A 13,285-nucleotide genomic window follows, 5' to 3' on the forward strand; every position below is an offset into this window, starting at 1 on the left:
CTTCCCCACATGGCAGATCAACAACCGTCCTAAGTTATTGATTGTAAACGATTTTTGGTTGAGGCATTCGATTCCCGCCGCCTCCACTGGCCCCGTCAAGGGCAGCTCAATCCAAGCTCAAGGCTTCCTGGGCGCCACCACAACCAGCTCGCCCTTCCATGGCACGATGGCATCGTCCAGGGTCGACACGTACTGTCCGTTGCGGCCCGTCACCTCGCGCAGGAACTGGGCGATTGCCTTTCGGCATAACAGCACTTGATCCTCTTCGCTTTCCGGCACGCGGCGGATGTGGAATTCCGCGCTCATGCGCGCGCTTCCGAGGCCGCTGGTGACTTCAACACCGACGTTATAGCCGCTCTTCAACCACACGAAACCTGCCTCGTGGCTCGGGGCATCGAAGTAAAAACGCATGAAGGACTCCCGGTTCGGAAAGCAGGAAGCTGCGCAGGCGGAGTTTTCCAGTCGCGATGCACAGTCCCTGTCGTTAGTCGTCCAGGACAATCAGCGGCCTTGGATCGACGGCGTAACTTGTTTGCCCCTCCTTGATGGCATCGTGTCCGAGCACTTCTTCGGCGGCCAGGTCATCGTCGGCCTGGAGGGAGAATTCGCCCTGGAAAATCCGATCCGTGGATGGGAAAACCTGCGGCGCCGGATTGATGCGGCGCCTGTTTGCTTTGCTCATGATGCCTCCGTTTCATATTGGATGGCACATCCAATACCGATCGCAAAAACTCCACGTGCTCCCTCATAGTCAGATCTGGATCGCGATGGCGCAAAGCGAGTGAAGGCGGTGAAAGACAGGCACGGAAAGCGGGGTCGCAGGGCTAGCCGGCGACTAGCCTACGGTACTCCCATTTCCCCGGCAAATCCGGAAAGCCCTTTCTATATTTATTAATCCGAATGGCGCGCCGATAGGCATATCCGATGCTGCGCGCCATCCTGCGCGCAGGTCATCGGCGGCCTCGCCGGCACGGCCTCCGGCACACCATATACTGCTCAATCCAGCCTGCGATAGAACCACGACCGGACCCGGCATTCATTCTTGATGTAGGCCAGCATGCGATTCAAGCTTTCTTCCGCGTCCGCGCGGCTTGCATCCGATCCCGGAGAATCGCCTTCTGGCGCCGGAACGCCCGGCTGGGCGCCGGGCGACAACATTTCCCTGAAACGGAGAATCACCTCATCGAGCTCCATCCGCTCGGTGGAAAATTCAAACGAATACGCAAGCTCTTCGCCTCGCATCCGGTACTTGATCTGGCATCGCATCTGGCATCCTCATTCCATGAAAAGTGTGCGCCCGCGTCGGTAGCGGTGAAGACGGACAGATGGAGACACGCTGGCCAAATCCGCGGTCCCGATGCGTCCTCTGCGCGCCTGCCAATCTAATGGATTTCGCGAAAACGAAAACGACAACGTGAGCGGCGGACATGGCAACAATGGACAAGCCGATCCGTCGTCGCAGGCTGGCGCCGCCGGTTGCCGGCCGCTTCATGGGCCTTCCGGTCTTTGCGCGACAAAGATGGCGCTGGCGTACCTGATTTAAAAAAGAAAATCGATGCCGTTGACGCTATGATGAATCAAGCAGGGCCGGCTGCCTTGACCACTGCTGCGCGACCGAAAACCACGAACTATGGATGGAAGCGCCACCGGCGTCCTCCATCAAGCTCCACCGTCGATCCAGGCGGGACACGATGCAAAAGAGAACCAGTCTGATCAAAACGCTCCATGACCTCAAAACCGCCCACGACGCCGCCTCCGATGCATTGGGGCGTATCGCGCGAACCGCGGTGGTATCGGAGAACGGCGAAGCCGTCTCTCCCATGCTGGAGTTCCTGCAGGACTACCAGGATGCCCTGAAGGAAGCCAAGCGCCAGGCCCTCCACGCGCAGGTGATCCTGTCGGATCTCTGATGTCGCCGCGGGCCCGCCCGTGCGCGCGTCGTTTAATTCATCAACCGTCCTCGCCGGACATCACGCAAGAAACCATCCGCCCACCTCCCACGAAAGGACCTGAGCCATGCCGCATCTCGACCACGAAGACATTATCGCCCTGTACCGCACCTACGCCAAACATCAGATAGAGGCCGGCCTGGAATTCGGCGCCGGTGCGCTGGAATGCAGCGGACAGTTGTCCGCCCTCGGTGCGGCCGCGTTCAGGAAGGGCCTGGCCAATTCGATGGAAACCGTCCAGCAGTGCATGGGCGCCGCATCGCCTGCCGAATTCATCGGGCTGGTGAGCGCCCAGGCGCCCAAGCGCACCGAGGAGAGCATGGCCCTCGCGCGGCAAGCCGCCGAGATCGTCGGTGCGCTGGGCGCGGAGTTGACCCGCGCGACGCAGCAGCACGCCATCGACCTGAACAAGCAGGTGACGCAATCGCTGAACGGATTGGCTGGAAGCCGCGGCGCACCCATTCCGGCCATGGACTTTGCCTGGCAAAACAGCCTGGGCGACTTCCCTTCCATCGTCACGCAAATGGTCGAGACCGGCCGGAAGATGATGCATGCCTGGAATGCCAGCGTGGGAAGCGACATCCAGGCCGCCCCGCCGATGTCCGGCAACCAGAAAGATAAGGAGAGACCCGCGGCCAGGCACGCGCGCGCATGAATGCAGGCCCGGCCTTCGCGCCGGGCCGCCTTGCGCGCCAGGCGCAGGCTAGGCGCCCTGGCCGGCGGCGCGGCCCTGGCATTGCTCCCATGAGAGCATGTTGCAAGCCAGCTGCTCCAGGGTGCGCGGGTCCAGGATCTGCACTTGCCGGATCCGGATGGTGATCAGGCCGGCTTGGGTGAACCGGGCGATCAAGCGGCTGGTGCTGGCATTGCTGAGCCCGAGGTAATGCGAGATGTCCGCCCTGCTCATCTGCAGCCGGAACTTGTTCGCCAGGCCGCCGCGCCGCGTGGCGCCGGCCGACAAATCGCACAGGAAGGCGGCGAAACGCTGCTCCGACCTTTTCTTCAACAGCAGCATCTGGCGCTGGTTGCGCAGCGCGGCATCGCGCAGGCGCCGGATGAGCTCGCGGTTGAGCAAGGGCGTCTCCATGGCCAGCGCCTCCAGCTCCGAGAACGGGACCTCGCACACCACGCTATCCTCCAGCGCGATCGCCTCCGACTTGTAGACCGGCGAGATGACGCTCTCCAACGCGAGGATGTCGCCGGCCTGGTGGAAGCCCGCCACCTCGACGTTGCCCTCGGCGCAGCCCAGCTCGGTCTTGAAGCTGCCGGTTCGCACCACGACCAGGTTGGTGAACGCGTCATCTTCGCGGTAAGCGTACTCGCCGCGCAGGATGCGCCGGCGGCGCCCGATCAGTCGCTCGAAGCCCGCCGCCTGCTCCGGATCCAGGTCGCGGATGAAGCAACGGTCGCGCACGACGCAGGTGGCGCAGGAAAGGACTGGGAAAAGCGCGACGCGCTTGGCTGTCGGTGGTTCAGGATCCTGCATGGGTTTCCTCCGGTGACTGAGCATCGGCATCCTCGTGGAGAACAAGGCTTGCTCCCATGTCGAATGTAGAGCATTTCACACCGCCGAAAACGACAAGATCCATGCCGCCATCGCCACCTGTGGCGCCCGATGGCACGCCGCGACGATCCGACCGGATGAAAAAGGAAGGGAGAAAAGAGGCAATGACGACGCCGTTCGCCGCGCTTGGCCGCGCAGCCTGCTGGGGCTAGTCGATCAGCTCGGTGAGCTTGTTCTGCCCGCCGATGATCTTGTCGAGGGTATTGACCAGCGCCCGCCTCTTTTCTTGCGCCAGGGGCAGGTGCTCCAGCTGTGAAATGATCTGTTCCAGATTTGATTTCAGGTTGGCCACCGCTGCAGGATTGTGCTTGACCAGTGCAATCAACACCAGCGATTGTGCCAGAAGCACTCCATCCAAGTAATCCAGATGCTTGCTTATCTTATCTTTCGACATCACTCTCCCCTATGGAGACGATGCAGGGCAGCGAATTGTATCGCCCGCTCTCAAATCACCGTCCATCCCTCTACAGCCATGGGACGCCGAAATGACGGTTTAGTCAACCTGAAATTAACCTCGCGCCCAGGCGCATCTGCGCCGAGGAAGTTTTCATATTGACAAGGCGGGGCCAGGCCCGCCCTGCGGGGCGGTGCGCATCACCGGCCCCACAAGGCGCGCGCGGCGTCGACAAGGGCATCGAAGCTGACCGGCTTGCGCAGATGCGCGGAAAAACCCTGCGCCAGCAAGGCGCCGACCTCGGCTTGCTCAATCCCGGCCGTGAGCGCGATGACCGGCGTGCGCGCGGCCTCGGGCTGCAACCGGAATTGCCCGATGAAGCCGCTGTCGGCCGGCGTCGGCGTTGCGATATTGACCACGACCAGGTCGAAGCGGCCTTGTTGTGTTTGCAGCAAGGCCTCCCCGGCGCTGCCGGCTGCCGTCACCGAGGCGCCGCAGGCGGCCAGCAAGTCGGCCAATGCCTGCAGGTGCTCCCGGTTGTCATCGAGCACGAGCAGGCGCCGTCCGGCGAACAGCTCCCCGTCCCCCTCCGCCCTGCCCGGCGGCGCCAGGGCTGCCATGGTTTCATACGCGGGCAAGCTGATCGTGAAGGAGGCGCCCTTGCCCGGCCCTTCCGAGGCTGCGGCGACACTGCCGCCGTGATATCTCGCCACTTGCCACGCCAACGCCAGGCTGATGCCCAACCCTCCTCCCTCGACGCGTGGCGCGCCAAGCCGGTCATCAAGGGTGAACAGACGCGGCAGCAAGTGGTGCGCGATGCCCGCTCCGGTATCGGCAATGCGCAAGGAGCACATGCCATCCCGCTCGAACAGCGACAACGCGATGCCCCCATGCGCGTCGGTGAACTGGATGGCGTTGGCCAGCAGGCTCCAGATGCTGCGCTTGAGCCGGGCGCGGTCGGCAAACACCATGAGGGTGGCGCCCGGCATCTCGCTGGTCAGCGCCAGCTGCTTGGCGCCGATGTCGGCGCTCAGGGACTGCACGACCTCGCCGGTGATCGCCGCCATGTCGACCAGCGACTTGTTCAACGCCAGCTTCCCCGCCAACGCGCTGCTCAGGTCGAGCAAGCTGTCGATGCTGCGGGTCTGGTCGAGCACGGCGGTGCGGATGGTATCGGCGACCTGGGCAATCCGCGGCGTCTGTTGCGCTTCCGGAATGCGCAGCAGCAGTTCGGCGTTGAGCTGGATCAGGTTCAAGGGATGCTTGAGCTCACGCGACAGCCCGACCAGGAATTCGTCGCTGGCGCGGCGCGACGCCAAGGCTGTGGAAGGCGATTCGGCGTCGCGCCGGTATTCGCCTGCCGCGCCATCGCCCAGGTCGCGCACGATCTTGGCGAAACCGGTGATCTCATCGCCGTCGAGCCGGGTGGTGCTGCTGCTGCAGAAGATCCGGCTGCCGTCCTTGCGGAGGTACCACCGTTCGTCCAGCGTCCGGCCTTCGCCGCGCGCGGCGTCCAGCTCGGCGGCGGCGACGCCGCGCGCATTGTCCTGCGGCGTGTAGATGCCGGCGATGTCCTGGCCCAGCATTTCGGCCTCCTGGAAGCCGAAGATGCGCTCTGCGCCGCTGTTCCAATAGCTGACGCGGCCTTCCCGGTCCATCGCGATGATGGCGTACTCGCGGGTGCTGGCGGCCACGGCGCGCATGCGCCGCTCTTCCTCGGCCAGTTTCTGTTGCGTCAGGTGCAGGCTAGTGAAATCGATGAAGGTGAGCACCAGGCCGCTGATCAGATCCTCGTTGGTGCGATAGGGAATAAGACGGGCGATGTACCAGTTGCCGTCGGCGCCCCGGACTTCGCGTTCGCAGGTGTTCAGGGTCTGGAACACCTCGTCGGCATCCTGTTCCAGCATCTTGTAGTCGAGGCTGTGGGCGATATCCATCAGCGGCCGCCCGATGTCGCCCGCGATCAGCTTGAAGATGCTCCCGGCGCGCGGGGTATAGCGCTTGATGCGCATGGCGCGGTCGACGAAGATGGTGGCGATTTCGGTGGAAGCGATGAAGTTGTGCAGGTCGTCGTTGCTCTTGCTGGTTTCATCGACCTTGATCTTCAACTCATGGTTGACCGTGATCAGTTCCTCGTTGATCGATTGCAGTTCTTCCTTGCTGGTCTCAAGCTCTTCGGTAGCCGACCTCAGCTCCTCGTTGATGGCCTGCAGCTCCTCGTTGGAGGCCTTGAGCTCCTCGGCCGAGGTTTCGTACTGCTCGATCGTCAGCTGCAACTGCCCCTTGGTCATGAAGAGCTCGTTCTCCAGCTGCCTCGCGATGAAGGAAGTGCCCGCCTCGCCGCCCTGGCCCGCGGTGCTGCTGTTCTCCGATTCGTTGAACAGCACCAGCACGAAGTCGCCGGGAATGCTGTCGTGGCGGATCGGCCTGATCGTCAGGCTGACATAGTATTTCTGGCCGTCCCGCTCGACCGGCACCTGCCGGGTCTCGACATCGACGGCATTTTGCGCCACCTGGAACAGGCCGGTCCGCAATTCCAGCCGCAGCTCGGGAATCACCAGCGCGATCAGGCCGTGCGAAGGCTCGCCGGCGACATAGCGCAGATAGCGCCCGGCCTTCTCGGACAGGTGCACGATCTCGCCGTCGCGGTTCGCCAGCACGCTGGGCGGCGCATAGTGCTCAAGCAGGCGCTGGTGCAGGTCCGCATACGGCACGCGCGGACGCGGCTCGGCGGCGACGTAGCCGGGCGTGGCCGCCGGCACCAGCAGCGGCGGCAGCGGCGGCACGTAGTGGGTGCTGCGCGCGATGGTCGAGGCCTGATAGATGCGGTTGCGCTTGTCGACCGGATTGAAGAAGCGCGACGCGATGTCGGCCGACTCCGAGCTCCCCAGGAAGAGGAAGCCGCCCGGCGTCAGCGCGAAATGGAACATCTCCAGCACCTTCTCCTGCACATCCCGGTTCAGGTAGATCAGAAGGTTGCGGCAGCTGATCAGGTTCACGCGCGAGAACGGCGGGTCGCGCAGGACGTTGTGCGAGGCGAACAGCACCTTTTCGCGCAAGGCGGTCCGGACCTGGTAGTGCTCGTCCTGCTCCGCAAAGAACTGGCGCAACCGCTCCGGCGCCACGTCGGTGGCGACCGAGCGGGGATAGGCCGCGCGTCGCCCGATGTGGATCGCGCGCTCGTCGATATCGGTGGCGAACACCTGGATGTCGGCGCCGCCGCCCAGGTCATCGGCGTGCTGCATCAGGAGCATGGCCAGCGAATAGGCCTCCTCCCCGGTGGCGCAGCCGGCCGACCAGGCGCGGATCGGCGTGCCGCTCTCGGATTGGCTGAAGATCGTGGGAATGATGTTCTGTTCCAGCGCGTCGAACGCCTCGTGATCGCGGAAGAAATTGGTCACGCTGATCAGCATGTCCTGCAGCAGCAGCGGCGTCTCTTCGTGATGCTCGCTCAGGAAGGACAGGTAGGCGCCGAGCGTGTCCACGCAATTGACCTGCATGCGGCGCTCGATCCGGCGCAGCACCGTGGCCTGCTTGTAGTGCTGGAAATCGTGCCCGGTACGCACGCGCAGCAGGTCCATGATGGCAACCAGGGCATCCTCGGCGTCGCGCAGCACATGGGTACCGGCCTCGGCCTGCGTCGCCGTGGGCAGGTCTTCCGCCTCGGGCAGCCAGATCCGGGCATGGTTGGCGGCCAGGTTCAGCATCCGCGCGGGCATTTGCGCGATGGGCAGCACCATGTCGATGGCGCCGGTGCCGATCGCGCTGCGCGGCATGCCGTCGTATTGGGCGTCGGAAGGCTCCTGGGCGATGGTCACGCCGCCCACTTCCTTGATGCGCGCAATGCCCACCGCACCATCCGATCCGGTGCCGGAGAGGACGATGCCCATCGAGCGCCGGGTATGGGTGTCGGCCAGCGTGCGGAAGAACACGTCGATGGCGGTGGCCCGTCCGTGCTGCTGCGTCAGCGGCTCCAGGAACAGCTCGCCGTCGCGCATCATCAGGTTCTTCGAAGGCGGGATGACATATACGTGGTTCGGCGCGATGGTGACGACGTCGCTCACCTGCAAGACCGGCATCGACGTGGCCCGCTGCAGCAGCGTGGCGACATTGCTCTCATGCTCCGGCGACAGGTGCAAGACGATGACGAACGCCATCCCGCTGTCGGCCGGCATGGCCTCGAACAGCCGCAGCAGAGGCTCCAGCCCGCCGGCGGAGGCGCCTATGCCCACGATCCGGAAATCGGGATGCAGCGGCGCCTCATTTGCCGGGAATTCACTCATCATGGCCTTCACCTTTCGGAAATTGTCTTGTGTGGCGAGTGCCGGCGCGGCAGCTACCTCGCAATGAACTGCTCGCGCAAGGAAGGACGCTGCCCATCGATACGGTCATTCCCGCGATTGTACCCGCGCACCCCTTGCCGGCGCGATGCAAATCGAGGAATCGCCGCCGCAGGCGGTGCGCCGGTATGCCCGCGCCATGCAATTGGTCCTTTTCGGAAGTGCAATCCGTGTTAGATTTTCCGGGCTTGCGCGGCCGCGCCGCATGGCGGGCCGGCTCCCACACGCCGGCCCAGGCGCAGATACTCCGGCGACGCGGCGCCCCGCCCTTTTTCCTGGCCACTGCATCCCCCGATGAAAGAAGGTCGAATGGACAACGAAGATCTCGACAGACACCTGGAATACATGGATGGCGTGCTGCTCGCCCAGTCGCTGGTGCTGGCCGCCATGCTCAAGCACGATCCCAAGGCGGCACACTCCCTGAAGGCGCACGTGAGCCGCCTTTCGGTCGAACTGGAACACATCGCGCTGCCGCCGGAGAAGCGACGCGGACTGACCAACACCCTGGAAAAAATCGTCGGCCGCTGACAGCGCCGCCCCTCGCGCCCGCCCCTGCGGCCGCTCCGCCCCGCCCTTCCGGCGCCTGCCACTTCCTTCCCGAAAACGCCACCGCGCTTGTCCACGGCGGGCAGGACTTTGTCGTCAACACCGGGCAGCCCCCATCTATTATCAACTCAACCCGACGCGCCGGACCACGCCGCGCCGTCGCCGGATGAATTGCCGACGCGCATGCCCTCATGCGCCCCAAGGAAAAGGATGAGCAATGCCATGAGACGCCTAATTACACGAGACGAGATTGCGCAGGCGCTGAAACAGGAGGCCTCCGGCACGCCGCTGGAGGAGCTGGTCGAACAAAGCGGCGCATCGCGCCGCGCCTTCCTGAAAATGCGCAAACGCTACGCGCCGCTGTCGGACCTGCTCAGGGACCTGCGCGCCTTGCAGGACGAGAACCTTCGCCTGAAGGAAAACATCACCGACCTGACCATCGAATTGTGTCGCTTGAACAAGCTTCTCTCCCCGCAGTGAGCCGGAGCCGGACGCGCCCCCAAGACGCAGCGCCTGCCTCCAGACCAAGACCAAGACCAAGACCAACACCGACCACCGGATACCAGCCATGAACAACACAGCAGGAATTGCCCTCGCCATGGCGATGAGCGCGCTTGGAGCGGCCAGCGCCGGCGCGCAAGAAGCAATGTCCGGGTTGGAGGCCGCGTTCGCCGAGCCGGCCGGCGCGACGGCATCGGCCGCGGGCGCGCAGGCATCCGACTCAAGCGCCGCCGCGCAAGAGGCCAGGAGCGACCAGGCGGCCGATGCCGCAACGCCCCCGCCGGCGGCCGCGGCCGCGCCTGCGCCTCCTCCGCCGCCGCTGCCGGTCAATAGCGGCGTGGCGGCGCTGCCTCCCACGCAGGAGAACCTGATCGCGCAACTGAAAAGCTTCGATCGCGTGCTGGCGCGCCATCCCGACGATGCGGCGGCGCGGGAAGGACGCCTGCTGACGCTGTCCCGTCTCGGCGCGGTCGACCTTGCCATCGCCGAGGCCGAGCGCCATCCCGAGGTCAGGCCGCAGGTGGTGGCCAGGCTGCATGAACAAAAGACCGCGCTGGCGCTGCGCTGGAGCGAGAACACCTATTACGCCAAACCCGGCGAGGAATATCCCGGCTACGACCGCGTCATCGCGCTGGCCGAGGCCAACCTGGAACGCGATCCGGACTCGCTGCAGTCGCGCTACGACCTGGTGCGGGCGCTGAACAACCGCAAGCGCCGCAGCGAGTCGATCCGCATCTACGCGGCCTTGCCCGGCCCGCCGCCCGATATCCCGTCCGAAGTCCACGAAAGCGCCGGCGCGGCCTATCTGGCGCAGCGCCAGCCGGAGCTGGCCGAACAGGCCTTTCGCCAGGCGCTGGCAGTGAAGGCCGACAATTTCAACGCCGGCATGGGCCTGTTCTACGCGCTGGTCGACCAGAACCGCATGGCCGATGCGCGCATCCAGATCGCGGCGCTGGCCGAACAGCCGCTGTCGCCGCAGGAGAAGTTCAGCGCCGAGACCGCGTTAGGCCTGCAGCAGGCTTTCGAGGGCCGCCTGCCGGCAGCCCAGGCGCAGCTGGAGACGCTGCAAGGCGAAGCGCCCGCCAGCGACCAATTGCACATGGCGCTGGGCCGGGTGTACCTGTGGCGCGGCTGGCCGCGGCGCGCCCGCGAACAGTTCGACTTCGTCATCCAGCGCGATCCCGAGAGCCTGCAGGCGGCCGCCGCCCTGGTGGAAACCGATGTGGCGCTGGGCAACGTGGCCGCGGCCGACCAGCGGCTGGCGCAGCTGCAACGCGATACGCCCGAGGACGGCGACGTGCGCAGCCAGACCCGGGCGCAGCAGGTGCGCAACTCCAATGAACTCAGCGTATCGCTCGCCGGCACGCGCAGTTCGGAGAACCTGGCGTCCGGGCGCGGCGTGATCCTGGAGAGCAAATTGCTGGCCAAGCCGATGTGGGGCGGGCACCGTCCCTTCATCCATGAGTACTTCGAACGTGGCATCACCAACGACCTGACCTCGGACTACCGCAGGCTTGGCGCCGGCGTGCAATTCAACTTCCCCGGCGGCGCCCAGGTCGAGGCCGAAGTGCAGCAGGAATTCTTCCTGCATCCCAAGACCAGCGCCGGCCTGACCGGCAGCATCCAGCCCGACGATCACTGGACCCTGCGCGGCAAGCTCGACTCCAATTCCCTGGACGTGCCGCTGGTGGCGCGCTACTACGGCATCTCCGGCTGGCTGGCCGGCATCGGCGCGCGCTACCGCGACAGCGAGCGCTGGTCGGTGGCGGCCGACTTCAGCCAGCTGAACATGTCGGACCAGAACACCCGGCGCGCGGCGCTGCTGCGCGGCACGGCCAACCTGGTGCAAGGGCTGTCGTACAAGGGCGGCTTCGAGCTGGAGTACTACCGCGCCACCAACAGCATCAACAATGCCCCTTACTACAACCCGCCCACCAGCCAGACGCTGATGCTCTCCTACGTCAGCGACTGGACCAATTACCAACGCTACAGCCGTTCGTTCGGACAGCACCTGGTGCTGTCGCTGGGGCGGCAATCGGAAAGCGGATTTTCCTCCGCCACCATCGGCGGCATCAGCTACGAGCAGCGCGTGAACCTGAGCGATGCGCTATCGCTCAGCTATGGCGCCGGCTACGTGCGTCGCATCTACAGCGGCAATGTGTCTTCCGGCCCTGAAATCCACCTGAACCTGAACTGGAAATTCCTATGAACATGCCACTTCCGCCGGCGACGTCCGGCCCGCTACGCACCTTGTTGCTGCGGCTGCTGATGTTGCTGCCGATGTTGCTGCCGGCCGGCGCCGCGCGCGCCGCCGAGGCCGGCAACCTCCCCGGCCAGAGCTACCTGGTGCTGTGCTATCACTCGGTCCCGACCACCGCCGATGGCGGATCCGGCAGCAACAGCACCACCAACTTCGCCGGCCAGATGGCGTGGCTGCGCGGCAATGGCTATACCGCGATCAGCATGGACGATGTCTTGCAAGCCAAGGCCGGCGGCAAACCCTTGCCGCCCAAGAGCTTCATGCTGACGGTGGACGACGGCTACGAAGACTTCTACCAGAACGTCTTCCCCCTGCTCAAGCTATACCGCATGCCGGCCGTCTTCGCCCTGGTCGGCCGCTGGATCGAGGAAGGGCGCGACCCGGAGCTCGCCGTGACCGACCCCGGCTACGCCAGCCAGCACTTCGTCAACTGGGCGCAGGTCAAGGAAATGGCGGCGTCGGGGCTGGTCGAAATGGCTTCGCACAGCTACGACCTGCACCACGGCATCCTCGCCAACCCGCAGGGCAACACCGAACCCGCCGCCGTCACCCAGGAATACAAGGCCGAGCGGCAGACCTACGAAACCCCGGAAGAACGCCGCGTGCGCGTGCGCGAGGACCTCATCAGGAACTCCGAGCTCATCGCGCGCCATACCGGCAAGAAGCCCCGCATCATGGTCTGGCCCTATGGCGCGGCGGACCGCATCGCCGCCGATGAAGCCGCAGCCGCAGGCATGCCGATCAACCTGACCCTGGCCGACGGCCTGGGCACCACCGGCGACACCGAAGTCATCTCGCGCAACCTGATCGGCATGGAACTGCCGCTGACCAGTTTCACCTACATGGTCGCCCACGAGCAGGAACCGGCCAACACCGACACCGTGCGCGCCGTCAAGATCAACCTCGACCGCCTCTACGACACCGATCCCGCGCGGCAGGACGAGAAGCTCGGCCGCCTGATGGAGCAGACCGCGCGCCTGGGCGTGAACACGGTACTGCTGCAACCGCTGTCGGCGCCGGCCGGCGGGCGCTATTTCAGCGAGGCCTATTTCCCCAACTCGGTGCTGCCCATGCGCTCGGACCTGCTCAACCGCGTCGCCTGGCAGTTCCGCAGCCGCCTGGGCGTGGATGTCTTCATGCTGGTGGACACCGGCGCCGTGGCGCGCACCGAGAGCGGCATCCTGCATCCGCTGGCCTTCGCCGACCCGGAAGACCGCGAACACCTGCTGACGCTGTATGGCGAACTCAGCCTGGCGGCCGCCGCCCAGGGGCTCATGTTCAGTGACGATGCCAGCGACCGCGCGCAGTTCGAGTTCAATGCGCAGCTGCTGGCGCGCAGCGCCTACCTGCGCCCCCCCATGCTCTTCTACAGCGCCCGCAGCGAGGACGGGGCCGACCGGATCCTGAGCAAGTTCGGCGCGACGGCGATGACCGCCCCGGTCGACCGGGTCGCACTGCCGGCGCCGGTGGACGCGCCGCCCTCGCGGCTGGAAGCCTTCCTGGCGCGGCTGCCGTCCAACCGCGCCGGCATGCTGAGCCTGCCGGTCAAGGATGCGGGCGAGCAGGAGCTGGAGAACATCGCCCGCAAGGTTTCCTACTTCCAGCGTCGCGGGGTACGCGATTTCGTGCTCGACGGCGACGCCTTCATGGACGATCCGGCCAAGCTGGACCTGATGAGGAAAGCGGTCTCCCTGAAAAACAATCCCGTGGCGCCGGCCATCAAGTAAACGA

General features: G+C 65.2%; 12 protein-coding genes. 6 read left to right on the forward strand and 6 right to left on the reverse strand.

Annotated features, from left to right (window positions below):
* Positions 1 to 117 precede the first annotated feature (117 nt).
* The 3 genes from Herbaro_RS17190 to Herbaro_RS17200 form a co-directional block, all read right to left on the reverse strand.
* Positions 118 to 411, reverse strand: coding sequence for a hypothetical protein (locus Herbaro_RS17190; protein ID WP_275010833.1), 294 nt, complete (start codon positions 409 to 411; stop codon positions 118 to 120).
* Positions 412 to 484: 73 nt separating this feature from the next.
* A complete protein-coding gene (locus Herbaro_RS17195; protein WP_275010834.1) occupies positions 485 to 682 on the reverse strand; it encodes a hypothetical protein in 198 nt (65 codons plus the stop codon).
* 314 nt (positions 683 to 996) lie between these two features.
* On the reverse strand, positions 997 to 1,266 hold the full coding sequence (locus Herbaro_RS17200; protein ID WP_275010835.1) for a hypothetical protein: 270 nt from the start codon (positions 1,264 to 1,266) through the stop codon (positions 997 to 999).
* A 425-nt stretch (positions 1,267 to 1,691) separates the two neighbouring features.
* Between Herbaro_RS17200 and Herbaro_RS17205 the strand changes: the two genes are divergently transcribed.
* Together Herbaro_RS17205 and Herbaro_RS17210 are read left to right on the forward strand one after the other, a co-directional pair.
* Positions 1,692 to 1,910 carry a hypothetical protein gene (locus Herbaro_RS17205; protein ID WP_275010836.1) on the forward strand — a complete coding sequence of 73 codons (219 nt, stop codon included), beginning with the start codon at positions 1,692 to 1,694 and terminating at the stop codon, positions 1,908 to 1,910.
* 106 nt (positions 1,911 to 2,016) lie between these two features.
* Positions 2,017 to 2,604 carry a phasin family protein gene (locus tag Herbaro_RS17210; protein WP_275010837.1) on the forward strand — a complete coding sequence of 196 codons (588 nt, stop codon included), beginning with the start codon at positions 2,017 to 2,019 and terminating at the stop codon, positions 2,602 to 2,604.
* 48 nt (positions 2,605 to 2,652) lie between these two features.
* Here the strand turns inward: Herbaro_RS17210 and Herbaro_RS17215 are convergent, their stop codons facing one another.
* From Herbaro_RS17215 to Herbaro_RS17225, 3 genes are all read right to left on the reverse strand, one after another.
* Positions 2,653 to 3,435, reverse strand: a complete 783-nt coding sequence (locus tag Herbaro_RS17215; RefSeq protein WP_275010838.1) for a helix-turn-helix domain-containing protein — start codon at positions 3,433 to 3,435, stop codon at positions 2,653 to 2,655.
* A gap of 226 nt (positions 3,436 to 3,661) precedes the next feature.
* Positions 3,662 to 3,907 (reverse strand): hypothetical protein, encoded by a 246-nt coding sequence (locus Herbaro_RS17220; RefSeq protein ID WP_275010839.1) that lies wholly within the window; start codon positions 3,905 to 3,907, stop codon positions 3,662 to 3,664.
* Between the two features lie 200 nt (positions 3,908 to 4,107).
* The gene (locus Herbaro_RS17225) at positions 4,108 to 8,193 is read right to left on the reverse strand and encodes a chemotaxis protein CheB (protein WP_342456496.1); all 4,086 of its coding nucleotides are present in this window, start codon (positions 8,191 to 8,193) and stop codon (positions 4,108 to 4,110) included.
* Positions 8,194 to 8,556: 363 nt separating this feature from the next.
* Here Herbaro_RS17225 and Herbaro_RS17230 point away from each other — a divergent pair, with 363 nt between their 5' ends.
* The 4 genes from Herbaro_RS17230 (at position 8,557) to pgaB (ending at position 13,281) form a co-directional block, all read left to right on the forward strand.
* On the forward strand, positions 8,557 to 8,775 hold the full coding sequence (locus Herbaro_RS17230; RefSeq protein WP_275010840.1) for a hypothetical protein: 219 nt from the start codon (positions 8,557 to 8,559) through the stop codon (positions 8,773 to 8,775).
* A 228-nt stretch (positions 8,776 to 9,003) separates the two neighbouring features.
* Positions 9,004 to 9,273: a hypothetical protein gene (locus Herbaro_RS17235; protein ID WP_275010841.1), complete on the forward strand. Its 270-nt coding sequence runs from the start codon at positions 9,004 to 9,006 to the stop codon at positions 9,271 to 9,273.
* A gap of 88 nt (positions 9,274 to 9,361) precedes the next feature.
* The gene (locus Herbaro_RS17240) at positions 9,362 to 11,503 is read left to right on the forward strand and encodes a PgaA family protein (protein ID WP_275010842.1); all 2,142 of its coding nucleotides are present in this window, start codon (positions 9,362 to 9,364) and stop codon (positions 11,501 to 11,503) included.
* On the forward strand, positions 11,500 to 13,281 hold the full coding sequence (pgaB, locus tag Herbaro_RS17245) for a poly-beta-1,6-N-acetyl-D-glucosamine N-deacetylase PgaB (protein ID WP_275010843.1): 1,782 nt from the start codon (positions 11,500 to 11,502) through the stop codon (positions 13,279 to 13,281). The genes Herbaro_RS17240 and pgaB overlap by 4 nt, the downstream gene beginning before the upstream one ends.
* Positions 13,282 to 13,285 lie beyond the last annotated feature (4 nt).

The sequence above is a fragment of the Herbaspirillum sp. WKF16 genome (assembly GCF_028993615.1).
Taxonomy (GTDB): Bacteria; Pseudomonadota; Gammaproteobacteria; order Burkholderiales; family Burkholderiaceae_D; genus Herbaspirillum.

Coding starts and splice junctions, on each gene's coding strand:
- Herbaro_RS17215 (WP_275010838.1), bottom strand. CDS start 3,435: ATGCAGGATCCTGAACCACCGACAGCCAAGCGCGTCGCGCTTTTCCCA.
- Herbaro_RS17240 (WP_275010842.1), top strand. CDS start 9,362: ATGAACAACACAGCAGGAATTGCCCTCGCCATGGCGATGAGCGCGCTT.
- Herbaro_RS17200 (WP_275010835.1), bottom strand. CDS start 1,266: ATGCGATGCCAGATCAAGTACCGGATGCGAGGCGAAGAGCTTGCGTAT.
- Herbaro_RS17205 (WP_275010836.1), top strand. CDS start 1,692: ATGCAAAAGAGAACCAGTCTGATCAAAACGCTCCATGACCTCAAAACC.
- Herbaro_RS17220 (WP_275010839.1), bottom strand. CDS start 3,907: ATGTCGAAAGATAAGATAAGCAAGCATCTGGATTACTTGGATGGAGTG.
- Herbaro_RS17235 (WP_275010841.1), top strand. CDS start 9,004: ATGAGCAATGCCATGAGACGCCTAATTACACGAGACGAGATTGCGCAG.
- Herbaro_RS17230 (WP_275010840.1), top strand. CDS start 8,557: ATGGACAACGAAGATCTCGACAGACACCTGGAATACATGGATGGCGTG.
- pgaB (WP_275010843.1), top strand. CDS start 11,500: ATGAACATGCCACTTCCGCCGGCGACGTCCGGCCCGCTACGCACCTTG.
- Herbaro_RS17225 (WP_342456496.1), bottom strand. CDS start 8,193: ATGATGAGTGAATTCCCGGCAAATGAGGCGCCGCTGCATCCCGATTTC.
- Herbaro_RS17190 (WP_275010833.1), bottom strand. CDS start 411: ATGCGTTTTTACTTCGATGCCCCGAGCCACGAGGCAGGTTTCGTGTGG.
- Herbaro_RS17195 (WP_275010834.1), bottom strand. CDS start 682: ATGAGCAAAGCAAACAGGCGCCGCATCAATCCGGCGCCGCAGGTTTTC.
- Herbaro_RS17210 (WP_275010837.1), top strand. CDS start 2,017: ATGCCGCATCTCGACCACGAAGACATTATCGCCCTGTACCGCACCTAC.